The 23,380-nt window shown below is 58.9% G+C and carries 24 protein-coding genes; 10 read left to right on the top strand and 14 right to left on the bottom strand.

The window, feature by feature from the left end; translation table 11 throughout:
- Positions 1-56: 56 nt before the first annotated feature.
- Positions 57-1,244, bottom strand: a complete 1,188-nt coding sequence (locus ACWKWM_RS21145; protein WP_483848005.1) for an MFS transporter — start codon at positions 1,242-1,244, stop codon at positions 57-59.
- Between the two features lie 258 nt (positions 1,245-1,502).
- Between ACWKWM_RS21145 and ACWKWM_RS21140 the strand changes: the two genes are divergently transcribed.
- The 5 genes from ACWKWM_RS21140 to ACWKWM_RS21120 all read left to right on the top strand — a co-directional run bounded on the left by ACWKWM_RS21140 (position 1,503) and on the right by ACWKWM_RS21120 (position 5,103).
- Positions 1,503-2,237: an IclR family transcriptional regulator gene (locus tag ACWKWM_RS21140; RefSeq protein WP_483848004.1), complete on the top strand. Its 735-nt coding sequence runs from the start codon at positions 1,503-1,505 to the stop codon at positions 2,235-2,237.
- A 61-nt stretch (positions 2,238-2,298) separates the two neighbouring features.
- Positions 2,299-3,054 (top strand): transporter substrate-binding domain-containing protein, encoded by a 756-nt coding sequence (locus tag ACWKWM_RS21135; protein ID WP_483848003.1) that lies wholly within the window; start codon positions 2,299-2,301, stop codon positions 3,052-3,054.
- 94 nt (positions 3,055-3,148) lie between these two features.
- Positions 3,149-3,814, top strand: a complete 666-nt coding sequence (locus ACWKWM_RS21130; protein ID WP_483848002.1) for an amino acid ABC transporter permease — start codon at positions 3,149-3,151, stop codon at positions 3,812-3,814.
- Positions 3,814-4,575: an amino acid ABC transporter ATP-binding protein gene (locus ACWKWM_RS21125; RefSeq protein WP_483848001.1), complete on the top strand. Its 762-nt coding sequence runs from the start codon at positions 3,814-3,816 to the stop codon at positions 4,573-4,575. Before ACWKWM_RS21130 ends, ACWKWM_RS21125 begins: the two co-directional genes overlap by 1 nt.
- A gap of 72 nt (positions 4,576-4,647) precedes the next feature.
- Positions 4,648-5,103: a RidA family protein gene (locus tag ACWKWM_RS21120; RefSeq protein WP_483848000.1), complete on the top strand. Its 456-nt coding sequence runs from the start codon at positions 4,648-4,650 to the stop codon at positions 5,101-5,103.
- Positions 5,104-5,161: 58 nt separating this feature from the next.
- Here the strand turns inward: ACWKWM_RS21120 and ACWKWM_RS21115 are convergent, their stop codons facing one another.
- Positions 5,162-5,962 (bottom strand): phosphodiesterase, encoded by an 801-nt coding sequence (locus ACWKWM_RS21115; RefSeq protein ID WP_483847999.1) that lies wholly within the window; start codon positions 5,960-5,962, stop codon positions 5,162-5,164.
- Between the two features lie 199 nt (positions 5,963-6,161).
- Here ACWKWM_RS21115 and ACWKWM_RS21110 point away from each other — a divergent pair, with 199 nt between their 5' ends.
- The gene (locus ACWKWM_RS21110; protein WP_483847998.1) at positions 6,162-7,340 is read left to right on the top strand and encodes an MFS transporter; all 1,179 of its coding nucleotides are present in this window, start codon (positions 6,162-6,164) and stop codon (positions 7,338-7,340) included.
- 27 nt (positions 7,341-7,367) lie between these two features.
- Here the strand turns inward: ACWKWM_RS21110 and ACWKWM_RS21105 are convergent, their stop codons facing one another.
- The 5 genes from ACWKWM_RS21105 to tcuA all read right to left on the bottom strand — a co-directional run bounded on the left by ACWKWM_RS21105 (position 7,368) and on the right by tcuA (position 12,322).
- Positions 7,368-7,721: a DUF7693 family protein gene (locus ACWKWM_RS21105; protein WP_483847997.1), complete on the bottom strand. Its 354-nt coding sequence runs from the start codon at positions 7,719-7,721 to the stop codon at positions 7,368-7,370.
- Positions 7,718-8,164, bottom strand: coding sequence for a tryptophan-rich sensory protein TspO (tspO, locus tag ACWKWM_RS21100; RefSeq protein WP_483847996.1), 447 nt, complete (start codon positions 8,162-8,164; stop codon positions 7,718-7,720). The genes ACWKWM_RS21105 and tspO overlap by 4 nt, the downstream gene beginning before the upstream one ends.
- A 200-nt stretch (positions 8,165-8,364) precedes the next feature.
- A complete protein-coding gene (gene tcuC / locus ACWKWM_RS21095; RefSeq protein WP_483847995.1) occupies positions 8,365-9,666 on the bottom strand; it encodes a tricarballylate/proton symporter TcuC in 1,302 nt (433 codons plus the stop codon).
- A gap of 57 nt (positions 9,667-9,723) precedes the next feature.
- Positions 9,724-10,881: a tricarballylate utilization 4Fe-4S protein TcuB gene (gene tcuB, locus ACWKWM_RS21090; RefSeq protein WP_483847994.1), complete on the bottom strand. Its 1,158-nt coding sequence runs from the start codon at positions 10,879-10,881 to the stop codon at positions 9,724-9,726.
- A complete protein-coding gene (tcuA, locus tag ACWKWM_RS21085) occupies positions 10,868-12,322 on the bottom strand; it encodes an FAD-dependent tricarballylate dehydrogenase TcuA (RefSeq protein ID WP_483847993.1) in 1,455 nt (484 codons plus the stop codon). Before tcuA ends, tcuB begins: the two co-directional genes overlap by 14 nt.
- Before the next feature lie 223 nt (positions 12,323-12,545).
- On the opposite strand from tcuA, the gene ACWKWM_RS21080 reads away from it, so the two are divergent.
- Both ACWKWM_RS21080 and ACWKWM_RS21075 read left to right on the top strand, forming a co-directional pair.
- Positions 12,546-13,466: a LysR family transcriptional regulator gene (locus tag ACWKWM_RS21080; protein WP_483847992.1), complete on the top strand. Its 921-nt coding sequence runs from the start codon at positions 12,546-12,548 to the stop codon at positions 13,464-13,466.
- Between the two features lie 113 nt (positions 13,467-13,579).
- Positions 13,580-13,864, top strand: a complete 285-nt coding sequence (locus tag ACWKWM_RS21075; protein WP_483847991.1) for a hypothetical protein — start codon at positions 13,580-13,582, stop codon at positions 13,862-13,864.
- Positions 13,865-14,191: 327 nt separating this feature from the next.
- On the opposite strand, the gene ACWKWM_RS21070 is transcribed toward ACWKWM_RS21075, so the two are convergent.
- The 3 genes from ACWKWM_RS21070 to ACWKWM_RS21060 all read right to left on the bottom strand — a co-directional run bounded on the left by ACWKWM_RS21070 (position 14,192) and on the right by ACWKWM_RS21060 (position 17,693).
- A complete protein-coding gene (locus ACWKWM_RS21070; RefSeq protein WP_483847990.1) occupies positions 14,192-14,950 on the bottom strand; it encodes an aspartyl/asparaginyl beta-hydroxylase domain-containing protein in 759 nt (252 codons plus the stop codon).
- Between the two features lie 238 nt (positions 14,951-15,188).
- Positions 15,189-16,358 carry an SMP-30/gluconolactonase/LRE family protein gene (locus ACWKWM_RS21065; RefSeq protein WP_483847989.1) on the bottom strand — a complete coding sequence of 390 codons (1,170 nt, stop codon included), beginning with the start codon at positions 16,356-16,358 and terminating at the stop codon, positions 15,189-15,191.
- A 189-nt stretch (positions 16,359-16,547) separates the two neighbouring features.
- Positions 16,548-17,693, bottom strand: a complete 1,146-nt coding sequence (locus tag ACWKWM_RS21060) for an MFS transporter (RefSeq protein ID WP_483847988.1) — start codon at positions 17,691-17,693, stop codon at positions 16,548-16,550.
- Between the two features lie 106 nt (positions 17,694-17,799).
- On the opposite strand from ACWKWM_RS21060, the gene ACWKWM_RS21055 reads away from it, so the two are divergent.
- Positions 17,800-18,552, top strand: coding sequence for an IclR family transcriptional regulator (locus ACWKWM_RS21055; RefSeq protein WP_483847987.1), 753 nt, complete (start codon positions 17,800-17,802; stop codon positions 18,550-18,552).
- Between the two features lie 166 nt (positions 18,553-18,718).
- Positions 18,719-18,967: a hypothetical protein gene (locus ACWKWM_RS21050; protein ID WP_483847986.1), complete on the top strand. Its 249-nt coding sequence runs from the start codon at positions 18,719-18,721 to the stop codon at positions 18,965-18,967.
- Positions 18,968-19,052: 85 nt separating this feature from the next.
- Here ACWKWM_RS21050 and ACWKWM_RS21045 read toward each other — a convergent pair whose 3' ends face one another.
- From ACWKWM_RS21045 to ACWKWM_RS21030, 4 genes are all read right to left on the bottom strand, one after another.
- A complete protein-coding gene (locus ACWKWM_RS21045) occupies positions 19,053-20,720 on the bottom strand; it encodes a GGDEF domain-containing protein (RefSeq protein ID WP_483847985.1) in 1,668 nt (555 codons plus the stop codon).
- Between the two features lie 150 nt (positions 20,721-20,870).
- Positions 20,871-21,632 carry an SDR family NAD(P)-dependent oxidoreductase gene (locus ACWKWM_RS21040; protein WP_483847984.1) on the bottom strand — a complete coding sequence of 254 codons (762 nt, stop codon included), beginning with the start codon at positions 21,630-21,632 and terminating at the stop codon, positions 20,871-20,873.
- A gap of 63 nt (positions 21,633-21,695) precedes the next feature.
- A complete protein-coding gene (locus ACWKWM_RS21035) occupies positions 21,696-21,989 on the bottom strand; it encodes a heme-binding protein (protein WP_483847983.1) in 294 nt (97 codons plus the stop codon).
- On the bottom strand, positions 21,970-23,379 hold the full coding sequence (locus ACWKWM_RS21030) for an efflux transporter outer membrane subunit (RefSeq protein ID WP_483847982.1): 1,410 nt from the start codon (positions 23,377-23,379) through the stop codon (positions 21,970-21,972). Before ACWKWM_RS21030 ends, ACWKWM_RS21035 begins: the two co-directional genes overlap by 20 nt.
- Between the last annotated feature and the right edge of the window lies 1 nt (position 23,380).

The raw sequence follows: 23,380 nt of genomic DNA, 5'->3' as shown, positions 1-23,380 counted from the left end.
CAACTTATGACAGTTCGGTATGGGCCATGCACCGAATGCATAACCCGGCGAATGCCTTACTCGCCGCCTTTCATTCTGCGGGCAAGCAGGTACACCCCCAATCCGATGAGCGCCGTGAATGCGCCAATGTACCCGGTGCTGGTCCATCCCAGCCCCGCGGTGATTGCCATGCCGCCAAACCATGGGCCCAATGCATTGGCCAGGTTGAACGCCGCATGGTTGGAGGCCGCCGCAAGACTGGGTGCTTCATGGGCGATGTCCATCAATCGGATCTGCAGCGGCGCGGCCAGTGCGACCATTGTGCCCACCAATCCCATGGCCAGCAGCACGCCCCACAGTGAGCTTGCCGCGAACGGGAAGAACAGCAGCACCGCCATCGACCACACCAACAGCACGCCTACTGCACGAAATTGCATGCGGTCAAACAGCTTGCCGCCGGCGATATTGCCCAGAATACCCCCCGCGCCAAACGCGGCCAGGCCGAACGGAATCCATTGCGGGGACACGCGGGTCACTTCCAGCATGGTCGGCGCCAGATAGCTGAACACACAAAACATCCCGGCAAAACCGATCGCGCCAATGGCCAAGGCCATCCATACCTGCGGTTTGGTGAAGGCGCGCAGCTCCTTGCGTGGATCGCTGCGCGGTTCGTCGTTACGGTCCGGCACGAAACGCCAGACCAGCGCGAGAGTACAAAGAGCGATCAAACCCACCAGCGCAAACGCTGAGCGCCAGCCCCAGAATTGACCCAGAAATGTTGCGATTGGATTGCCCAGCAACATCGCCAGCGTCAGCCCCATCATCACTCGGGCGACGGCGCCAGCGCGTTGATTGACCGGCACCATGCTGGAGGCGACAACGGCTGCAATCCCGAAATAAGCGCCGTGGGGCAGGCCGCTGATGAAACGGAACGCTATCAGGCTGCCGAAGGTTGGGGTAAAAGCGGTGGCGATGTTGCCCACGGCGTAAAGGACCATCAAAAGCAGCAACATGTGTTTGCGCAGCAGCTTGGCGCCAAGGATGGTCAGCAAGGGGGCGCCAACCATCACGCCCAGCGCATAGGCGCTGATCGCATGGCCGACCTGGGGTTCACTCAAATGCAGGTTGGTGGCGATATCGGGCATCAGGCCCATGATCGCGAATTCGCCGGTACCGATGGCAAAGGCGCCTACGGCCATGGCCGCTTCCATCTTGGCGGCGGCGCGCGCGGGCAGCACTAGCCCCGGTGTTTGCTGGATAGACATGCGTCGTCCCGTTCTTCGAAAATGGCAAAAAAGGTAAGCCTTCGGCAATTGCCCACCGAAGGCGAAGGCGTCTAGAACAGGCTTACGGTTGATAGTTCAGAAAATTAGCGCTTTAGCGGAAACTCTGCCAGTGAATAAGCAAGGGGCGGTTCTCGCGTGTTGCACGCACTGCCCATTGAATCGGCGGGTTGATCTTTGGCTTTCTCACTGGCTGGGAATCAATATCTCAAGTCGGGAATTGTCTCTTATAGTGCAGGCATGAATGAGTCTGTCACCAAAAGCATCGTCGACCGGGTTCTCCAGGTTCTGGCCTGTGTGGCCAAGGCCGGCCAACCCATAGGCGCCAAACGTATCGCTGCCCAGGTCGGTATGCCGCTCAGCACGGTTTACCGTCACTTGGCGGCGTTGAAGAAGTGGGGCTTGCTGCAAGAGCACATGTCCACCGGTCTCTATGAGCCCGGCGCGACCGGGGTGCAACTGGCCTGGGGCTTTGACCAGACCTCAAACCTGATAAACCAGAGCCGCGACGAGCTCACCGCCTTGGTCGAACGCACGGGCGAAAGCGTTGGCTTGCTCGTCCACAGCAATGGACAAATGGTGTGCATTGCCATGCAAGAGAGCAGCAGTTCTCTAAGGTGTTCATTCACCAAAGGCCGCGCCCATCCGATGATGCAAGGCGCTTCGGCCAAGAGCCTGCTGGCGTTCATGCCGCAAGAAACCCGCCGACACTTGATCGCCACCCAGGCAGGGTCCTTGCTTGAGGGTGCAGCGCTGGAAAAGGAAATCGCCGAGATCCGCAAGAGCGGTTACGCCACCAGCGACAGTGAAGTGGACCTGGGTGTATGGGGCGTGAGCGTTCCGTTGATTTCGCAAGATGAAAGACTTGAGGGCACCATCACTTTGATGGCGCCGTCACTGCGCGTTGGCCCACGAGAGGCTGAGTTGATCAGCCTCACCAGAAAAGCAGCCAGCCGTATATGCAATCGCTTCTAACCTGCCGGTCAATCAATGCCCTGAGTCGACTCAGGACTTACCCTTGCCGAAGGAACACGTAATGAAAGTTTTGAAGTTGTTCAGCCCTATTGTTGCAGCGCTCGCTCTTGCTACGTTGATCGGCACCTCAGCGCAGGCCGCCGATGATGTGATTCGTGTGGGCACCGATGCCACTTTCCCGCCGATGGAGTTTGTTCAAGACGGTAAACGCACCGGCTTCGACATCGAACTGATTGAAGCGATTGGCAAGCAGATGAACAAAAAAGTGGAATGGGTCGACATCGGCTTTAAAGGCTTGATTCCCGGCCTGATATCCAACCGCTTCGACGTCGCAGCCTCGGCGATCTACATGACCGAGGAGCGCAGCAAAGTCGTCAATTTCACCGACTCTTACTACCGGGGTGGCCTGGCGGTTCTGGCGCTCAAGGATGACACCAGCATCAACGTGCCGGCGGATCTGGTGGCGGGCAAGAAAGTCACCGCACAGGTGGGCACCAAGTCCATCGACTTCTTGAAAAACAACTACCCGGCAGTAGAAGTCGTTGAAGTCGAGAAGAACCAGGCGATGTTTGACCTGCTGACCATTGGCCGCGTCAACGCCGCCGTTACCGGTCGGCCGGCCGCCGTCGAGTACGCCAAGTCCCAGCCCAAAGTGCGGGTGCTCGATCAGGGCCTGACCACTGAGCTGTATGGTTTCGCAGTGCGCAAGAGCGAACCCGAGCTGCAACAGCAGATGAACAAGGCGTTGCAAACCCTGCGCAGCAACGGTGAATACGCCGCCTTGACGCAAAAATGGTTCGGCACCAGCGCAGAGTGATCTGGTTGCTAGCGTCTGGCGCTACGGTGCCGGACGCTGCAAACCGAATGTGCTGCCCGTAACTCTTCATCGCAACGAATAAGCGGAGTACACCATGGACCTCGATTTCTCCCCGGTCTGGGACGGTTGGCGCGCGCTTGCTTCCGGCACCTTGATTACCATCGAAATCACCGCAGCCGCCCTGGTACTGGGTTGCGTGCTGGGCTTGTTGATCGGGCTGGGCCGCCTGAATCCCAAGCACAGGTTGATTTACGGCTTTTGCACCACTTACCTGACGCTGGTGCGCGGCACGCCGTTGCTGGTGCAGCTGTTCATCCTGTTCTTCGGCTTGCCGCACTTCGGCATTCAGTTGCCTGCATACGTGTGCGGGATCTTCGGCTTGGGGATCTACAGCGCAGCGTACGTCTCGGAGATTGTGCGCGGCTCGATCCAGTCGGTGGAAAAAGGCCAGATGGAGGCCGCTCGCTCCCTGGGCCTGCCGTACAAAATGGCGATGCGCAAAGTGGTGTTGCCTCAAGCCTTCGTGCGCATGATCCCTGCATTGGGTAACGAATTCATCGCGCTGATCAAAAACTCGGCACTGGTGTCGCTGCTGACCATCGCTGACGTGATGCACGAGGGCGAGAAAATCATCAGCGTCTCCTACCGCTCGCTGGAAGTGTATCTGGCCATTGCGTTCATCTATCTGGTGCTGACCGGGACCACGACATTGATCCTGCGCCGCACTGAGAAAATGCTGCGCGCCGACGGGAGAGTCTGATGACTGACGTGATTATCGACATCAAGAATCTGAGCAAATCCTTCGGCAGCAATCAGGTGCTGCACAACATCGACTTCACCGTAGAAGCCAGTCAGGTGGTCGTGGTCATCGGCCCCAGTGGCTCGGGCAAGAGCACGTTCCTGCGCTGCATGAACGGATTGGAAACGGCTGAAGGCGGCACGCTGCGTGCCTGTGGTCATACCGTTGTCGAAGACGGTCGCATGATGTCCGAAGCCAAGCTGGACGCGCTGCGCAGTGAAGTGGGCATGGTGTTTCAGTCGTTCAATCTATTTCCGCACCTGAGCGTGCTGGACAACATCACGATGGCGCCCATGGCCCTGCGCAACACGTCCCGCCATGAGGCGAACGAGCAAGGCATGCGGTTGCTGGAAAAGGTCGGGCTGGCGCACAAAGCGGGCGTGTTTCCCGGCACCTTGTCCGGCGGCCAGAAGCAACGGGTAGCGATTGCCCGGGCATTGGCCATGGACCCGAAAGTGATGCTGTTCGACGAGCCAACCTCGGCGCTGGACCCTGAATTGGTGGGCGAAGTATTGCAGGTCATGAAAACCCTGGCCGCAGAAGGCATGACGATGATTATCGTCACCCACGAAATGGGCTTTGCCCGAGAGGTGGCGGATGTCGTCGTGGTGATGGACAAAGGCGCCATTGTCGAAGCAGCGCCCCCTGCGCAATTGTTCACCACACCTAAGGAGGGTCGCACACGAAGCTTTCTGCAAAGCGTTCTGGGGCGTGGCGTGTAAGTTTGAAAACACGCTTGACCTGCACTTAAGTAGAGGTATGAGACTGCGCATTCTTTCCCGAGGAGTCCGCGCATGTCTCAGTCATTCGAGTCGGCTTTCCAGCTGTCCAATCCCCAGGGTTTGTACGATCCGTCCGCCAATGGTTACTCTCATGTGGCCGAGTTGCATCCACGTGCCCGGCTAATATTCCTCGCAGGGCAAGGCGGGGATGATCGCGAAGGACGGCTGTCTGCCGATTTCTCGCAGCAAGCCAGACAGGCGCTTGCCAACGTAAGGACGGGGTTGCAGTCCAGAGGGGCTGATCTGGATCAGGTGTTCAAACTGACGTTACTGATCGTCGATCATTCCGAGGAGAAACTGCGCCATTGGGTAGCGGAAATGGATCGAGCCTGGGGCGCCTCGATGAGACCTGTTTGCACTCTTATTCCCGTGCCTCGCCTGGCGCTGGATGGGATGTTGATTGAGGTCGAGGCCGTTGCGGCACTGGCGCCAGAACCGGGGCGCCAAGGTAAGTCAGACGTCTGCTGAACGGCACGCTTCGGGATTCAGCAATCCGCCTGCACCGTTGGAAGCGAAACGCCCACACTCACGCAAAAGCCATCGGCCCCGGAAAATCCCCGATCGGCACCCAGTGGGTAATCAGGCCGGTATCGGGTTTCCAGTGGTGCAACAGCAGCGCAGGCGGTTCCAGGTAAGAAGCCTCTTCGGCGTTTGCATCCAGGCGCAACGCAATCGCGGTGGTGGTGCTGGGCGCGGTACAGAGCACGGTGCCACCGAAGCGCAGTTGCATTGATCGGTGGATGTGCCCGCACACGACTCGCTCGACAGCGGGATACCGCTCGATGATTCGGGCCAGCCGCTGGCCGTTGCGGCACGCGTAGATGTCGATGTAAGGGATACCGCTCAAAAATGGCGGTTGGTGCAGCATGATCAGGGTAGGGCGAGTCGGCTCCTTGGCCAGTGCGGCCTCAAGCCAGTCGCACGCGGCTTCGTCCATGTCGCCGTGATGTTCGCCCGGGACGGTGATGTCCAGGCCGATGATGCGCACCTGCCCAAGCTCTGCGGCAATGAAGTGCAACGGTGCTTCGCTCTGGCCCGGCATGTCCTGGGTAAATGTCGCGCGCAACAGTGCCCGGTCATCGTGGTTGCCGGGAATCATCAGCAGCGGTTGACTGATTGCCGCCAGCAGCGAACTGGCCATCTCATATTCGGCGACCATTCCCTCATCTACCAGATCGCCCGTGATGATGACGACATCGGGACGCGGTCGCAGCGAATTCAGGCGTTCTACAGCGCGCTCAAACATGGCGTTTGAATCGACAAGGCCCTGATACAGCGCGCCATGCGGGCGGATGTGGGGGTCAGATAAATGGGCAATCAGCATCATGCTTCCTTCATCGATCATTCATTGGCCGGTTGATAAACGAAAGGGCCGTTATGTAACGCGAGCACAGATCGTGCCGCCCTTGGCTTGACCCCGCTCGGGAACGTCGAACGCCCCATCGACATGACCCTGTGCTCAACCGTTATTTGACTACACGGTCAACGTTGCCTACGGTGGCGGGCCTTTTCTGACTGAGACGCTCATGACCAGCCGCTCCAAACTGCCGCCTACCGTTTACCTGCTGGGGGCGACGATCTTTTCGTTGGTCACCGCTGAATTCATGGTTGCCGGGATCATGCCCGCGTTGGCCGATGCGTTTTCGGTGAGTCTGGCGCAAGTGGGTAATCTCATTGCCTATTACGCACTGGGGATGGCGCTGGGCGGTCCGCCCGTTACCGTGCTGCTGCTTTCCCGTGGAGTGCGCAACAAACATGCACTGGTCGGGCTGCTGGCGTTTTATGTGGCAGCCGCCGTTCTGGCCGCTGCTGCACCAACCTATACCGTGCTGGTGGTGGCGCGAATTCTGATGGGGGTGGCGAGCGCGGCCTGCATCGGTTTGTGCATGACGATCTGCGCCGGGCTCGTAGCACCGCAAAGCCGGGGCAGGGCAGTCTCGGTGGTGTTGGCCGGGCTTATGTTATCGCCAGTGGCCGGGGTGCCCATGACCGCATGGGTGGAGCAGCATTTCGGCTGGCGTGCGAGCTCCTGGCTGGTGGTCGCGCTTGCACTGATCTGCACCGCGCTCGCTGCAACGCGTTTGCCTGTGGGGCAGGCTGCCAATGAGCCCGCGTTGCGTCGGCAGTGGGACACCGTGAAGAACCGAAGCCTCTGGGCCGCCTATCTCACTAGCGGCCTGATCATCGGCGCGACCTTCGCCGCGTTCAGTTATTGCACCCCGATTCTGATCCATGAGGTCGGCATCGCGCCGAGCCAGGTTGCGCCGTTGCTTGCGCTCTATGGGGTAGCGAATCTGTTGGGCAACATGTTCGTGGGCCGCGTTGCCGATCGTCACACCCTCCCTGTGCTGGGTTGGGGATTGGCCCTTCTGGTGTTGGCCTTGGCCGGCTTTGCTCTGGCGGGCGAGCAGCGCTGGCTGAACCTGATCTGTTTCATTGCAATCGGCTTCACCGGTGTGGCGCTGAACCCGGCCATGGTGGCGCGGGTGATGAGGGCTGCCGAGCCCGGCGCACTGGTCAATACGTTGCACACGTCAGTGATCACCGCAGGCCTGGCGTTGGGCAGTTGGGCGGGCGGTACCGCGATCGATGCAGGTTATGGGTTGCGGGCGCCGCTTTGGGTGGGCGCCGCGATGGCATTGCTGGGATTGCTCAGCCTTGCCCGGCCCTTGGCGCGCGGCAGGGTGGCGAGGGCATGCGTTTAACGCACTGGGCAAGTCCAGTGAAGCAATTCACAGTGATTTCAACAGCCGATCCAGTGTCGTGTGCTCCCAGGTTGAGAGCAGAGCGACAGGGTTTGTATCACGCCGATCACCCGGTTCGAACGACCACCGCCGACCCTGCGGACTGACGCACGCTGCGCAGTAAGCCAGGCTATCGGATTCGCTGTAAATCGTGATGCGCCAGCCATCGACGTCCGCGATCACGGCGCCGGTGTCGGCCTCATCCAAGGGCGAACGAGGTGCTACGTTCATGGCGCTGCGTTCGAACGTAACCTCTCGCAATACCTGACAGACCTCCCGAGCCGTGAGATTCGGGAGATGGTCGCAGCCGGGTTTATCTTCAGTGTGCAAAGCGGAACTCACGAGGCTGGATTATTGCGCACGATCGAGAAATTCAATGCGGCGGCCACCGACAGCCACAGCAAATAAGGCAGCAGGATCAAGCCTGTCACGACGTCCAGACGCAACGCCATCACCACCATGACCGCGACAACCAGCCAGAGCAGCCCAAGGATGACCATACTGGTCCGAATACGGTGTGCGCCGAAAAACACCGGGGTCCACAGCGTGTTGAGGGCAATCTGCGCAGCCCATAACGCCAGCAGGACTTGGCTCTCGGGCAAGACCGTCAAGCGATACCCGGCCCAGGCAAGCAGCAGATAAATAATCGACCAGGCGACGGGAAACAACCAATTAGGAGGGGTGAAGCCGGGTTTGACGAGGGTGTTGTACCAATGACCAGGTTTGAAAATGATGCCGGTGCTCGCTGCGGCACCACAGGCTAGAAGGAAAATAAAAAAGGTCATTGTCAGTCCTGAGCTGAAGTCAGCTAGCGGGGGAAGGGAAGTAAGAAGGTTATCTCATGGGTTTGAGGCCTCTTGAGGATAAAAGTCCAATGGGGTGAATAGTTTTTTCGTTCGCCATGTTGGGCTATCTGACGCACTGCCGGCTCGCACTTGGATGCGCGTGCGAGCCGGCAACGTGAACGCCTGACCTGAGCGCTGTTTTATAAAGCCTCGGCCGACATTGAACGACGTTGCCGATAGAGGACCAGGGTCGCCGAAAATCCACACACCGCTGCAAACATCAGCCAGTACGCCGGAGAAGCTTTGTCACCGGTGGCCTGCACCAGGAATGTCGACATTGCCGGGGTAAAACCGCCGAACACGGCAGTCGCCAGGCTGAACGCCAACGAGAACCCTACCACTCGCACTTCCTGAGGCATGACCTCGGTGAGGGCCGGCACCATGGCGCCGTTGTAGACGCCGAAGAAAAACGAGAAGTAGAGCAGCACTATCAGCAGTCGCTCGAAACTCGCCCCTGCGGCCAGCCAGTGCATGGCGGGGTAGGCGGTCAGGATGCACAGCATGGAAATGCCCAGCAGCAAGGGACGCCGACCGATGCGATCGGACAGCGCGCCGCCAATGGGCAGCCAGATGAAGTTGGTCAGTCCCACAAACAGCGTCACCACCAGACTGTCCGTGGTGCTCAGGTGCAGCACTGTCCTGCCGAAGGTCGGCGTGTAGACCGTGATCAGGTAAAAGGTGGTGGTGGTCATTGAGGCCAGCAAGCCGCCGGCCAATACCGTGCGCCAGTTATCGCGCATGGAGCGAAAGACTTCGCGGGTGCTGGGGTGATGGGCGCGCGCCTTGAACGCCTCGGTTTCCTGCAGTGAACGGCGGATCATGAAGATAAACGGGATGATGATGCAGCCGATGAAAAACGGGATGCGCCAGCCCCACGCGGCGATTTCGCTGGCCTGCATGTAGGTGCTTATGCCGTAGCCCAGCGCAGCGGCGAGGATGATCGCGATCTGCTGGCTGGCAGACTGCCAACTGGTGTAGAAGCCGGTGCGGCCCGGGGTTGCGATTTCTGCCAGATACACCGAAACGCCGCCCAGTTCAGCGCCTGCCGAAAAGCCCTGCAGCAAGCGGCCGAGCAACACCAGTATCGGAGCCGCCACGCCAATGCTGGCATAACCCGGCACCAATGCGATGAGTACCGTGCCGCAGGCCATGATCGACAGCGTGACGATCAACCCTTTGCGACGGCCCACTTTATCGATGTAAGCGCCGAGCACGATGGCTCCCAGCGGACGCATCAGAAAGCCCGAGCCGAAGACCGCAAAGGTCATCATCAACGAGGCGAACTCGCTGGTGGCGGGGAAGAACGTCTGGGCGATATAGGTGGCGTAGAACCCGAACAGAAAGAAGTCAAACTGTTCGAGAAAGTTGCCGCTGGTGACTCTTATGATCGCGCCAAACTTTGCGGCGCGTGATCGCGAGTGTTCGGGGGTTGTGTTCATCATGGCGTGGTCAGCACTCTTTATTGTTATCGGGATGAATGGGAAACGGTGCAGCGCGGGTCAGTCGCTGCCAGCGTTGATCGGATTGGGCTGGCGTTTTTCGATGCTGTATTTAAGCAATGCGGCGCTACGGAAAATGCCATGGGCGAACTTGCTGTAGGGCATGGTCAGGAAAAACCCCATCACCAGGCCCAGATGTATGGCGAGCAGCAGGCCCAAGGCAGGGCTCTCGCGCCAGGCGAGCAAAGCCAGGCCACTGGCGCTGACCAGCAGCAACAGCGCGATAAAGCCACGGTCCATGGGTTTCTGCTTTTCGTCGCCTTGCTCTGGATTGCGGCGCAGGTTCATCCACAGCAATCCGGCCGGGCCGACCAACAGGCCAATGCCCCCAAAGATGCCGAGCATCACCGGCAGGCTGAAAACCGGGTAGGGCGCTGACCAGTCCAGCAGGAAGTGGTACAGCGTGGCGGTCAGGGTGGCGGCAAAGCACAGCATGAAACCGTAGAACGTGAAGTGGTGGAAACGACGACGCCACAGCGTAAATTCGTCATCGGCATTGTTGCAGCCTTCGCCGTGCCCGCCGTCCAGATAGGTGAGCTGCGCGACATTTGCGGTGGCCTCAAGCGCAGCGCTGGCTTTGAGCGGCAACGGCGATTGGGCGGGCGAGACACTGCGCCAGAAACGCCTGACTCCGATGCCTAAGGAAAGCACCGCGAAGCCAAACACCGCACCGAACATCAGGGCCAGCGTGTTGTGTGGGAAAATCCCGTAGAAATTGCCGCCGGGCATTGCCGTGAACAGGTTACCCATGATCATCAGCGTCAGGCACAGAAACAGCGCCAGACCGCCACCGGACGCCAACGCCAGGGTCAGGCCGTTGCGCTGATAAAGTTTGCCCAGCGCTTGCGGCCAGGCGTATTCGGCGTAGGTCTCCAGGCGTACCTTGGCCATGGCTTTGGGCACATTGACCGCAAACTCATGGGGCGCTGCGTATTGGCACGCCGACAGGCAGGCGCCGCAGTTGTGGCAAAGGTTAGCCAGGTAATGAATGTCGGCCTGACCGAATTCCAGACGTCGGGTCATGGCGGGGAAAACCGCGCAGAACCCTTCGCAGTAGCGGCAGGCATTGCAGATGGTCATCTGCCGCTCGACTTCGCTCTCCTGCAGATTGAGGACCGGGATCAAAGCGCTGGGTGCCTGAGGATCAAACAGTTGCATGTCGAGTTTCCGTGTTGGCAAAAGAAGGACTGAACCCGGCGCTGGCGGCAGCCTGCACACCGGCAATGCGGCCAAACGCGGTGCCGATGGCCATGCCGATGCCCGCGGTATAACCCTTGCCCAGTACGTTGCCAGCCATCATTTCCCCGGCCACGAACAGGTTGGGACTGGGCTTGCCCTGAAAATGAACGGCAGCGGTTTCGTCGGTCGCAAGGCCCAGATAGGTGAAGGTCACGCCGGGCTTGAGCGGGTAGGCGTAGAACGGTGGTTTGACCAATGGCCGCGCCCAGTGAGTCTTGGCCGGCGTCAGCCCTTCGGTGTGGCAGTCATCAAGCGCAGTGTGGTCAAACGTGCCCACCTGACACGCCCGGTTGTAGTCCTCGACGGTTTTCACGAAGGTGGCTGGCGGAAGATCAAGCAGACGCGCCAGTTCTGCTAGCGTGTCGGCTTTGGTCCCGGGGAAAACCGGCGGCATGAAGCGGCCGATCGCTTGCTGATCGATGATCGAGTACGCCTGCTGATTGGGTTGACCGGCCACCAACCGACCCCAGATGGCGTATCGCTTGGGCCAGAAATCCTCGCCTTCATCGTAGAACCGCACGCCATCGCGATTGACCACCACACCCAGCGACACGCAATCGATGCGCGTACAGATGCCGCCGTCATACAGCGGGGCGCGGGCGTCGATGGCGACCATGTGCGCCTGGGTCGGGTCGCCGATGATGTCGGCCCTCAGGTCCTGCATGCGCCGCAGCAAGACACCGGTATTGAAACGCGTACCGCGAATCAGAAAATTGTCCGAAGGCCATTCGCCGCGCTCGTTCTGGCCCCAGGCTTCGCGCAACCACTCCCGGTTAGACTCGAAACCCCCGGCGGCCATGACGCAGGCGCGTGCCTGAATTCGTTCTGCGGGCAGATGCTGTCCATTCACCTCGCGCTCGCCGATATGTGCGGCGATGAAACGCCCGTCATCAAGCTCGATATCAGTGACCTGCGCGTCGTAGCGAATGTGTATGCCCAGACGTTCGGCGCTGCGAAAGTAGGCGTTGATCAAGGCTTTGCCGCCGCCCATGAAAAACGCGTTGGTGCGCGCTACGTGCAGTGCGCCGGACAGCGGCGGCTGAAAGTGCACGCCGTGGGAGCGCATCCAGTCGCGGCAGGTGGATGAAGCGCGGATGGCGATGCGCGCCAGTTTTTCATCGGTCAGCCCGCCCGTTACCTTGAGCAAGTCCTGCCAGTATTCCTCTTCCGGATACGTTTGGATCAACACATCCTGAGGAGCATCGTGCATGCACCGCAGGTTGCGGGTGTGCTGCGAGTTGCCGCCGCGCCAAACCTTGGGTGAGCCTTCCAGCAGCATCACACTGGCGCCGGCTTCGCGTGCCATCAACGCTGCGCACAGTGCCGCGTTACCGCCGCCGATCACCAACACATCAATCATCATTGCTCCTCGGTTCACCGCAGCGCACTTGATTGCAGCGGATAGGTGGGCTCACGTTAATGGCACGCAGAGCGGGGCGAAAGACGGTTTCGGGTGAGGGGGCTTTAGTTTTAGTAAAGGGTCAGTGGCGACTGCGAATCGCTTTTCGCGCGTAGGGTGTGATGGCTTGCAAGTCAGGTGGTTAACGCCGAAGCTGGCCGCTGATCCCACTCAAGGAAGCGCTGTGGAACTGCGTCAACTTCGCTATTTCGTCAAAGTGGTCGAGATGACCAGCCTGGGTCGTGCAGCGCTTGAACTCAATGTTGGCACCTCCGCGTTAAGCCAACAGATGAGCAAGCTTGAGGACGAGTTGGCCACGCGTCTGCTCAACCGGACCTCCACCGGTGTCACACCGACCGCTGCTGGTTTGGCCTTTCTGCATCACGCGCAATTGACCCTGCGTCAGGCCGATGCCGCAATACAAGCCGCACAACGGGGACGCATGCGCGGCTATGTCAGCGTCGGTCTGGCGCCAACCACTGCCAGCGTGCTGGCCTTACCGCTGATCGCAGCGATGCGTGCGCGTTATCCTGATATTCAGTTGCATCTGGTCGAGATGTTGTCCGGCTATCTGGCCAGCCAGCTAAACGCCCGGCAGTTGGACTTGGCCGTGCTGTTCCAGGCCGATATTGCCCGGCGATGGACGTTGATCCCATTACTCGATGAGGCGGTAACGCTGCTCCATGCGCCAGGATTCCCCGGCGTTCCGCCTGGAGACAGTCTCAGCCTTGCGCAGATCAGGGACATTGCACTTGTACTGCCCAGCAGCAGCCACGGCTTGAGATCTACGCTTGCCAATGCCTTTGAAGCCGCCGGCATGCACATGAACGTCGTCATGGAGATCGATGGGCTTGCGACGTTGATGGACGTTGTCAGGCACGGCATCGCAGCGACTTTGCAGCCCGGCGCAGCGGCGGCGCGTTCGGTCGATTCGGGACTGTGTGTGGTGCAAATCCATGACCGAGACTTGATACGTCGCAATCTATTGGCAAGCTTGCCTGACGACGAACTCTCGCCCGCAGCATTGGCGGTACGAGTGGTAATCCGCGATGTCGTTCGTGAGCTGGTGGAAAAATCCCAGTGGCCTGGGGCGACGTTGTTGTGAGGCGGGGCTGGCTGTGAAACCTGACCCGGGACTGGCAGAGCCCGGGTCTGGTCAGGCCGATGCAGCGGTGTAATTGCCGCAACCAGAGATTCAGCGGGGAGGGTTAGCCACCCGTGCTCTTTGAGCTCGAGCCAGCGCCAGACGGTGTTTTGTTGCCCGGGCTGGAATTTCCGCCGCTTCCGGCTTCACCGCCTGAGCCTGGAAGTGCGGTGCCGTTGGTATTTGCACCGTTAGTGCCACTTGGCTCGGAAGACTTTTCGGAATCGGATGATTTTGCGTCCGAGGACGATGATGAATTGCTCATGCTGCTACCCGAGTTATCGCTTGGGCTGGCACTGGTTGCCGCCACTACCGGCAGTGACAACACGCAAGTTAATCCGGCCATCGCGAACGCGTAACCTATTTTCTTATTCATATAGTTAGCCTCTTCGTCACAAATAACTGAAAGGTAAAAGTGTTGGCCTGTTTGCCAACTCTTCATCTGTGACGCGTCGGTGCACGGGAAAATTTTATAAAGAAGAGTAATCGGCGATGAACGGTGGGGCTCGCACAATTGCGCGCAATAAAAAAGGCCGCTGTCCCGTTATCTCAGACGGGATGGCGACCTTGGTGTGCATCATCGAACCGGCGGATTCGACGGGGTGAAATTACCACTCGACTATTTCGTTAGCCAGCTACCGTTATGCAAAGCTGTCTTACGCCAAGTGAAACAATCATCTTTAAGTTTACTTGAGCAAACCCTGCTCCCAGGCGCGGTGGTTTTTACGCGCGTCCTGAATGAAGGGCGACCATTGAATCAATTTAAGCACGATCCGATTGAGCACGCGTCCGGGAAGATCCAGCGGCCGCTGAACGTCGAGGAACAGCACGACGCGAATGCCGTCTGTGTCATTCCAGACCTGATGGCGGTAAGTGTCGTCGAAAATAAGGCACTGACCCGCCTCCCAGTGGCGGATCTCATCACCGACCATGATCCTGCAATTTTCCCGTGGCTCCGGGATCACCAGGCCCAGGTGCGTTCGCAGCAAACCGTTGTATGGGCCGCGGTGAGGAGGGATGTGCTTTCCGGGGCTGAGGATTGAGAAGAACGCAGTGAACATGCCCGGGATCGACTCGACCAGTTGACTGGTTTGGGGGCATTTCAGGCAGTTGGCTTCCATCTTGTAGCCATAGCCATGCAGAAAAAAGGTCTTCCAGTTATCGTCCTGGGTCAGGCTGCGCTGGTCTTTTGAAATGTCTTGGAAGTTAGGAATGCTGTTCCTGTCTTTAAGCAAGTCACTTAATTCTTCCACGATGACCGGCCACTTGGCTTCAAGTGTCTGCGTCCAGGGGAACAAAGCGTTATCCAGAAAAGGGGCATTGCCTACGGCAGAATGGCGACTGATGAATTTCTCCAGCCGCTTGATGATCCATAACCCAATCGCCACGCTGGGGCGGTGTTTTCGTTTCTTTTTTTTCTTGAGTTGAGGAGGTTGTGTGTCCATGTACGCTTCCCATATTCAGATTGAACAAAGTCGTTGGTTAGCCAAGGCGACGATCCCTCAAAAGTCGCCCAGGCAGGGCCTGCAAAAAATCAGCGTGTGTTGGTAAGCCAACTTTATATCGGTGTAGACGGTTATTCGCAGATGGCGCAGCAATTGGAAGCCTGGCCAATTTGGGCGCTCATGCTAGCGGGCTGTTATCACGCAGACCAGTGCCGGGATGTGGAGTTCGTAGATTCGGTCAATCAGGCTGCGCATTGAGCTGCGGCACGGAGTCGATCGGGCTGCGAACCAACAGATAAGGCGGACGGCGCGTGTCGAAATTTTTGCCCAGGCGATCCCACTGACCGAGGGTGACGTAAACGTAGTGCTCAGTGACAAAGATGCCGTCAGGCCACACCAGACGAGGGTCGCGCAGTACCACCTCCAGACGTCCGTCGGGCCAGCGTCGAAGGATCTGATGGTGCTCGGCGTCAGTGAGGTAAATGCGTCCCTGACGGTCCATGTCCATCCCGTCGGTCATGACCTTTTCACCTTCGTCTTTGATCTGCGCCGCAAGCTGCGCATCCTTCAGGCTGAAGTCTGAGAGAGAAGCCGTCGGCAAGCTCCACAAGTGACGGCTGGTCAGGGGCGAGTAGTAAAGCCTCGAACCGTCGGGCGTCAGTGCAAGGCTGTCCACGCCACCGTGGGGGAAGACTGTCTTGCTGCCTTCATAGCGCATCGGCACGCCATCGAGTTGAGTGACGAAATCCTTCTGCGCCACGATCGAGGGATCGGCACTGAGTACCCGGCGTTGCTTGCCGCTCGCCAGGTCCACTACCACCATGGCGGGCTTGTCGCCGAATGAAGAGTCGGCGACGTAGGCAGTGCCCTGGGCGCCGTGGGTAAGGTCAATGCGCAAATCATTCATGTGGCTGTCTTGCAGCAGAGCGTCCTTGAGCACCACCGAGGCGAAGATTTTGTTGGTCTGCAGGTCGATGCCCACCACCTTGGCGGCGCCCGGCTGGATGCCTTCATGCCCGGCCTGCTTGCCGTCGTCGATGAGCCATAAGCGCCCTTGGCTATCGAGGGTCATGCCGTGCACCGAGATCAACCGCTGAGCATCACCCAGTGAGGAGGGCTCGCTGACGTCCTTTGATGGATAGGGCACCAGTTTGCCGCCCACCAGTTCGGCCAGGGTCATGCCGGGATGGTCAATGGCATGGCGCGGAAACCCAACGAAGGTTCTGCCGTCTTGCGAAACGGCTATCCCGGAAGGACCGGGCCCTTCAAAGGCCGCGACTTGTTCTAAGGAGCCCACAGGGATAAGGCTGCGGTCCAGGGTTTCTCCCGACGCGGATGAACCGGCGAAAGCCAACCCCAAGGCAAGGCCCAGCGTGGAAAGGGAAAGAGGTACGGTACGTTTCATCATGGGTCGATATCCGGTCATTGAGCGGTAAGTCAGGCCGCCTGAAACCGGTTTCAGGCGGGTTCAAAAAAAATCTGTCGTGATCGGACAGATTCTTGGGTCTCAGCGGATTACCTGCCTGGCTGTTGCGCTGTCCTTGATTATGAGCGCTGCTGTTGTTTCAGGTTCCGCTGTTGGAGGACAAAGAACGCATCAGGCAGCGAGTCTGATCCAGCGTTTTTTGTGGGCGAACAACAGCATCAACGCCACCCCCAGGGCGATGATGCAAGCACAACCAAATACCCTTAACTGATTTCCGGGCATGAACTCCATAAACGAAGACAGGAACTGGCCACCAAAGATCGCCACTGACAAATAGGCCAGATTGCGGCCGCGCTGCTGCGGATGGCTTTGTTCGATCGTCATGTGATTCACCAGCGGTATGGACAGACCGAATCCAATCCCCAGGCACAGACCGCCTTCGACCATGAGCGTCAATCCGTCTGCGGTCGCGAACGCCAGATGTGCCAGGGCGTAAAACCCAAAAGCAGTGGCCAGTGTTGCCTGTTCGGCCAGCTTGCGTACCGCTCTGGGCATGAGGGCAGCGGCGCCCACGGCAACCAGCGAAGTGAACGACAGGAAGTACCCGACCTGGGCTTCGCTGAGGTTCAGATCATGCAGCCTCAATGGGAGCATGATCACGGCGGTAAAGAACACCATCATCGACAGCAACGCCAGGCTGAACACGACTTTGAGCGCAGTGGACATGCGATTTTGCTGCTCGCCGACTGCTTCTGGCTGATGATTGCGCGCAGGCCGAGGTACGAGCCACAGGACCAGGCCCAGAAATAGCCACGCGACGAGGTATAGCGCAAACGGCCACTGCCATCCTGCGCTTGCCAGCACCCCGCCAATGAAAAGGAAAATCACACCGCCCAGTTCGATGGACATGCCTTGCCTGGCAATCATGGCCAGCCGCGCGTCACCCTCATAAAACTCGGAGATCAGGCCCGTGCCGGCCGCCATGATCAGGGCTGTAGCGCCCCCAAGCGCGAGGCGGTCGGCGAACACGGCAATTGCGCCATGTAGCATGAAACCCGCGGCGCCCAGCAATCCGTAACTGAACAATCCAACGCACAGCGCCGTGTGCAAACCCAGGCGCTCTATAAGCTTTGCAGCGAAAACGCCAAATACGATGACCCCCAGCGATGGCACTGTGACCAACCAGCTGGCGGCGTGCTCGACGCCCAATTGCCGAGCGATGGTGGGAAGGCCAGGCACGATTACGCACCCTACCATTATGGTCAGACACGCCACGGCAAGCAGAGTAAGAGAACCTGCGGGGGAGATTTTTTGCATTGAGGTCTGGTCCGTATAGTGGATTTTATATCCGTTAATCGGAACAGATGGTCTTGGGATATCATCACGCTGTCAACGGGATATCGATGAACAACACTGGGGGTAAATGATGGTGTCTGAGGTTGATAGCGGCGGCAAACAGGTGATTGCGCGGGCCGCCGCAGTATTGAAGACGCTGGAGAACCAGCGTCAAGGGATGAGTTTGAGCCAGATTGCCAAAGCGTCCGGTCTACCGCGCACTACGGTTCACCGAATCGTCACAGCCCTGGAGGCACAGCAAATGGTGCTGACGGGCAGTAATGGCGTGCGGCTCGGACCTGCCTTGGTTCGGTTGGCGGCCTCTGCGCATACCGACGTTGTCGCGATTGCCCGGCCGTATGTCGAAAGCCTTGGGCGGCGCACCAGAGAGACAGTCGACGTCTCGGTTTACCGTGGCCTTCATGCCATATCAGTCGATCAATATGCGTCGGATCAGGAGTTACGAGTGGTGTCGCCTGTGGGCACAGCCTTTCCCATCCACTGCACCGCACATGGAAAGATGCTGCTGAGTGCATGTTCCGATGAGTTCCTGATGCAGCTGCTGACCGACCCGCTGGAGCGTCGAACGCCTTTGACCCTCGTCGACGCAGCGGCTGTCATCGAGGATGTACGTTTAGCTCGAGCACAGGGTTTTGCGATTGATCAGGAAGAACACGCCAGGGGAGTTTGCGGGATTGGTGTCTACGTGCGCAGCGGTCTGGCAGAACACTACGCCATTTCCCTCGCGGTACCAGCGCTGCGGTTCCATGAAAGCCTCGAAACACTGAAGGCGGCGTTGTTGCAATGCAAAGCGGAAGTTGAGTCCGTGATCGGGAACTGACTTTGCTGCTCGCGTTGGCATTGCTTGAGCCGGGAAACGATATCGGAACGCCCAAAGCCTCACTCGACACATCAAAAAGATTGAACCGCTTTTGGAAGCATTCGCCTAATGATCAGCTTGTGGGCATTCCCACGGGCCATGTGCCAATGCCGGCACACTCCGAGAGGTGGATAACGTGGCTAAAGACGACAAGAAAAGCAAAGGTGAAGCTTCGAAGGCGAGCAAGGATTTGAAAGATAAAAAAGCCTCACCCGCCAAAAAATCAGCTGCGGCCTCGGCCCTTTCGAAGTCTTCTGAGAAGAAAGACAAGAAAAAAGATGCTGAGCCAAAGAAGTCTGCAAAAAAAGCTGATAGCAAGCCAGAAAAGGCCAAGAAATCAGACAAGGCTGAAAAGGCTCCGAAAAAGAAAAAATGACATCTGCTGTCCGCTAGGGCGTTATGCCCTGGCTTCCCCTGACCGGTGAGCGCGCTAATCCATAGTCCGCTCGCTAGGCGCGGTTCTAAAGTGCCTCGGTTCTGGTCTCGCTGGTCAAGGCATTTGCCATTTCGCCAGCCGGATAAAACTGCGCCTGGGACTTGCCGGCCCGTTTGGCCCGATACAGTGCTTCATCGGCCTGTGCCAGGGCGTTAGCAAAATCTCCCTCGGACCACACTGCGCCACCAATGCTACAGCCAATCCTGATCACCGCGCCCGCGAGTGTGACCGGTTCTGCAATCGTTTTGATGATGCGCTGCGCAGCGCTCTGCACATTTTCCAGTGACTCTCCTGCTTTCAATAGCAGCAGCAGAACGAACTCGTCACCGCCGTGGCGGACTGCAATATCGCCATCGCGCACGGTGGCTGACAGACGCAGGCCCACTGAATGGAGAAGCGCATCCCCAACAGCATGACCAAAGCGATCGTTCACGGGTTTGAAACCATCGAGGTCCAGGCATAGCACGCCGAAGGCCGGGTGCTGGCCGGGTTCTTCTCGTAGACTCTTGACGTAGTTTTCCAACGCAGCACGGTTGGGCAAACCCGTTACTGTGTCGCGATAGGCAACGCCCTTGATGAGCGCCAACTGACCCTTCTTTTGCGTCAGATTCTCGACCAGATGCCGAATGACCATGCTCAGCTTTTCAACTTCCAGACTGCCTTTTACCAGCGGAATGTCGACGTCAGCGCCCTCGGAGAGGTTCGCGGCCGCCTCGGCGATCTGGTTGAGTGGTCGAGTGATGACGCCTGCCACGAACCATCCCAGCACGGCGAAGGCTATGGACAATAGACTGCCCCACAGCAGGATTTCAGCGCGCAGTTCGTTTGCCTCGGCAAAAGCGACTTTTGCGGGCTGACGCGTCACAACGGTCCAGCCCAGCCCAGGGTAACCATCGATACCCATGCTTTCGGCGGCCCCCACCACGTACGTGTTGCCATCCTGCCACTCGCTGACCGTCCAGCGGATGTTGCTGTTTTGGTCAATGCCGGCCTCGCTCGGTTTGCCGATCAATTGTTTTGGGCCGAGCAAGACAATGCCGTCTTTGCTAATGACCAAAAACTCCACACCCGGAAGACTTTTCTTCAATGGCTCGAACATGGTTCGGCCTATTTCTGCCGCCCACTGCCAAGACAGGTGAGTACCGAGTACGCCGATGAAGTTTCCGGCCTTGTCCCGTACCGGCATGCTGATATCGACGAACTTCATGGCTTCACCCGATGGGTTGGGCAAGAGCTTTGCGAGCATCACTGCTTCATGCACGTCGCCTACGAACGTCTTGTCCTGTCCCTCCATGAACACGGGCCGGTGCGCGATGCTAAGCCCTTCAAGCAGACGGCCAGTCGAGGCGACCACCGTGCCTTGGGCGTCGGTGAGGCCGATCCATGAATAGCTCGGGAACTGAGCGTTGAGGTGGTTGAGCAGGCTTCGGGCTTCTGCGACGTTCTGCGGGTTGCGCAGTGCCTCAAGTGCGCTCAGCACGCTAAGCTCCTTGGCGCGGCTATTCATGTCACGATCGAGACGGTCAATCATTGAGGCGGCGTATTCCGCCAGCTGATGCCCGCTCTGCTCTTTTTGCCTGGAAATCGCCGACGCGCCGATGACACTGCCGAAGATACAGGTGATGACCAGCACGGCGAGCGCGACAACGACCGCGAATTTCGTTCGCAGGCTTTGGAAGGGGAGCAGCTGCATGATCAATCGCCTGGCAGGGTCAAACGCCTTCGATCCCTGGCATTCTTAAAGAGGCTATCGGCGAGCATCACGGTTTTCTTGAGGCGCATTCGACCCAAAGCTGACATCAGGCGATTGATGCTCAGTCGGCTTCAACGGAGCACGTTATTCCTAGGTCAGATTCAAGCCGCCGTCTGACAGGAGTATCTCGCCAGTCAAGTAGTCCGACTCGACCAGCATTACAACAGCTTTTGCGATGTCGTCCGGGCTAGCGGCCCTGCGCATGGGGGCGCGAGTTCGCCACAACTCTTGGGCATCTGTCCACTCTGCGGTCAGAGGCGTGTCAACCAAGCCAGGCGCCACCGCATTTACGCGAATTTGTGGCCCTAGCTCTAAGGCAAGCAAGCGGGTCATGTGATTAAGCGCAGCTTTGCTCACCGCATAGGGAATCGATGCACCTTTAGGACGGATACCGGCATGCGAACTGATGTTTACGACGCAACCTGCTCGACGGTAACGGGCGGCATCGCGCAAGGCCGACTCGGCCAAAGCGACCAGGTGGAACGGTGCCACGACATTAACCTCGTGAAGTTCGTGCCACACCGTCGAGTTGGCCGAGGCAAGGTCGCCGTGGGGAATGACTTTGCTAATACCGGCGTTATTGACCAGTACGTCGAGCTGCCCCCACGCGGCGATCGCCTCTTCAATAAGCCTGACCCTGTCAGCTTCTAAAGCAAGATCAGCTTGCACGTAAATAGCCTGCTTCATTTGGGCAACCATAGCGCGTCCGGTATCCGCCGAATTTCGCGAATGGATCACCACCGCATAGCCTGCCCGGCTAAGTGCATGTGCAATGGCCGCGCCGATACCGGAAGTGGATCCCGTGACCAACGCGACGCGTAATTCGTGATCATTTATCGAATTAGTTTGCATATGGATATCTTAAATGGGTTGCCAGGGAGCCATCACCGTAGCACCAAGTGGGCAACGTGGGCGTCATCTACCAAATCTGTCTAGCTTGGGAAGAGGTTTCTTTTGAGCCGCGCCTGCCGTTAAAGCAGTTGCTGCCTTTTCTGCAAGCGCGCCATCGTCCGCGGATAGCCCGCCTGCGACACCAACGGCCCCCGCGAGCTGGCCGTGGATGAAGACGGGCACGCCGCCTTCTACAGCGAGAATATCCGGTAAATTCTGAAAGCCTGGATGGCCTTGAACGATTTGCTGCTCAAGTGCCTTCGTTGGTCTGGTCGGCTGTCGCGTGTGACTAGCGGTTTCAGCCCTTGGGCCAACCACCGCCCAGCGCTCGATACAGTTGCACGCGGTCAAGGGCCGCTTGTGTGGCGCTGTCTACCAGATCACTCTGCGTCGCCAGCAGCGCGCGCTGCACGCCCAGCACGTTGATGAAATCCACAGCCCCCTGGCTGTAGCGATCCCGCGCCGTGCTCAGAGCGATGGTGTTCTGGCGCACGGCTTCGTCCAGCGCCGTGTAATGCTGTTTCTCAGCCGAGTAGTCTGTCATCGCGTTATCGACTTCATGCCAGGCCCCCAGCACGGTGCGCTGATACTTGATCGCCGCTTCCTGCTCTTGGCGCTTGCGCAGTTCCAGAGTGCCGGTCAAGCGGCCACCCTGGAAAATAGGCAGGTAAAAGCTCGGGCCGTAGGACCAGGCGCGGGAATTCCAGTTACCGAAATTCGAACCGTCCAAAGCTTGCGATCCGATACTCGCGCCCAGGCTGATGCGCGGGTAGAAATCGGCTTGTGCCACACCTATTGCGGCAGTGGCGCGATGCAGCGCGGCTTCGCTTTGCTGGATGTCCGGGCGGCGCTGGGCCAGCTCCGACGGCAGGCCGAGCGGAACATCAGGCGCGGGATTGGGAATGGCTTTGGGCTCGATCAGCTCTGCATGCAGCGCCCGAGGCGCCTCGCCCAGCAAGAAACTCAAGGCGTTTATCAAGCGTTCCTGCCGCGCGCCGAGCACGGGCAGCACCGCTTCGATGGTTGCCACTTGCGCTGCCGAGTTTGCCGTGTCGAGGTTGGTGGTGACGCCATTGTCAAAACGGGTCTTGGTCAGCTGATAACTCTGCCGGGCGATTTCCAGGTTTTGCCGGGCGACTGCCAGCTTGGCCTGTACGCCGCGCAAACGAATATAGTCCGATGCGGTTTCAGCGCTGATGCTCAGCAACACACCGTCACGTTGCGCACGGGTCAGCTCGACGTCGGCGTCAGCGGCCTCGACGCTGCGGCGCACATGGCCCCAAAGGTCGACTTCCCAACTGGTGTCAACGGCGCTGCTCCACAGCTCGAATGGCGCCTTGCCCTCCAGGTTCGACTCATCGAGGATGCCGACCGAACTGTTGCGCGCACGTTTATAAGCGCCATTGGCACTGATGCCCGGCAACTGCTCACTGCCGGTGACCTGACGCATCAGCCTGCTTTGCTCAAGGCTGTTGCTGGCCGTGCGCACGTCAAGGTTGGCCTCCGCTGCGCGCCCTACCAGTGCCGTCAGCTCTGCGTCTCCCAACTGCTGCCACCACTGGCTGTCGATTTTGCCTGCCAGGGTCGTGTCGGGTTGCACTGAGCCTTGCCAGGTTGCGGGAAGATCAGGGCGCGGCGCCTGAAAGTCGGGGCCGACGGAGCAGGCCCCCAGGCTGGCCATGACCAGGAACAATAGAGTGCGCTTCATC

Source organism: Pseudomonas rosaeacicularis (assembly GCF_057128745.1).
The sequence above is the reverse complement of the archived record's forward strand: the minus strand, read 5'-3'. Positions and strand labels throughout refer to the sequence as shown.

Excerpts from the sequence above, each read along its gene's own strand:
- ACWKWM_RS21145 (WP_483848005.1), bottom strand. The coding sequence starts at position 1,244 with ATGTCTATCCAGCAAACACCGGGGCTAGTGCTGCCCGCGCGCGCCGCC.
- ACWKWM_RS21140 (WP_483848004.1), top strand. The coding sequence starts at position 1,503 with ATGAATGAGTCTGTCACCAAAAGCATCGTCGACCGGGTTCTCCAGGTT.
- ACWKWM_RS21135 (WP_483848003.1), top strand. The coding sequence starts at position 2,299 with ATGAAAGTTTTGAAGTTGTTCAGCCCTATTGTTGCAGCGCTCGCTCTT.
- ACWKWM_RS21130 (WP_483848002.1), top strand. The coding sequence starts at position 3,149 with ATGGACCTCGATTTCTCCCCGGTCTGGGACGGTTGGCGCGCGCTTGCT.
- ACWKWM_RS21125 (WP_483848001.1), top strand. The coding sequence starts at position 3,814 with ATGACTGACGTGATTATCGACATCAAGAATCTGAGCAAATCCTTCGGC.
- ACWKWM_RS21120 (WP_483848000.1), top strand. The coding sequence starts at position 4,648 with ATGTCTCAGTCATTCGAGTCGGCTTTCCAGCTGTCCAATCCCCAGGGT.
- ACWKWM_RS21115 (WP_483847999.1), bottom strand. The coding sequence starts at position 5,962 with ATGATGCTGATTGCCCATTTATCTGACCCCCACATCCGCCCGCATGGC.
- ACWKWM_RS21110 (WP_483847998.1), top strand. The coding sequence starts at position 6,162 with ATGACCAGCCGCTCCAAACTGCCGCCTACCGTTTACCTGCTGGGGGCG.
- tspO (WP_483847996.1), bottom strand. The coding sequence starts at position 8,164 with ATGACCTTTTTTATTTTCCTTCTAGCCTGTGGTGCCGCAGCGAGCACC.
- tcuC (WP_483847995.1), bottom strand. The coding sequence starts at position 9,666 with ATGATGAACACAACCCCCGAACACTCGCGATCACGCGCCGCAAAGTTT.
- tcuB (WP_483847994.1), bottom strand. The coding sequence starts at position 10,881 with ATGCAACTGTTTGATCCTCAGGCACCCAGCGCTTTGATCCCGGTCCTC.
- tcuA (WP_483847993.1), bottom strand. The coding sequence starts at position 12,322 with ATGATTGATGTGTTGGTGATCGGCGGCGGTAACGCGGCACTGTGCGCA.
- ACWKWM_RS21070 (WP_483847990.1), bottom strand. The coding sequence starts at position 14,950 with ATGGACACACAACCTCCTCAACTCAAGAAAAAAAAGAAACGAAAACAC.
- ACWKWM_RS21065 (WP_483847989.1), bottom strand. The coding sequence starts at position 16,358 with ATGATGAAACGTACCGTACCTCTTTCCCTTTCCACGCTGGGCCTTGCC.
- ACWKWM_RS21060 (WP_483847988.1), bottom strand. The coding sequence starts at position 17,693 with ATGCAAAAAATCTCCCCCGCAGGTTCTCTTACTCTGCTTGCCGTGGCG.
- ACWKWM_RS21055 (WP_483847987.1), top strand. The coding sequence starts at position 17,800 with ATGATGGTGTCTGAGGTTGATAGCGGCGGCAAACAGGTGATTGCGCGG.
- ACWKWM_RS21045 (WP_483847985.1), bottom strand. The coding sequence starts at position 20,720 with ATGCAGCTGCTCCCCTTCCAAAGCCTGCGAACGAAATTCGCGGTCGTT.
- ACWKWM_RS21040 (WP_483847984.1), bottom strand. The coding sequence starts at position 21,632 with ATGCAAACTAATTCGATAAATGATCACGAATTACGCGTCGCGTTGGTC.
- ACWKWM_RS21030 (WP_483847982.1), bottom strand. The coding sequence starts at position 23,379 with ATGAAGCGCACTCTATTGTTCCTGGTCATGGCCAGCCTGGGGGCCTGC.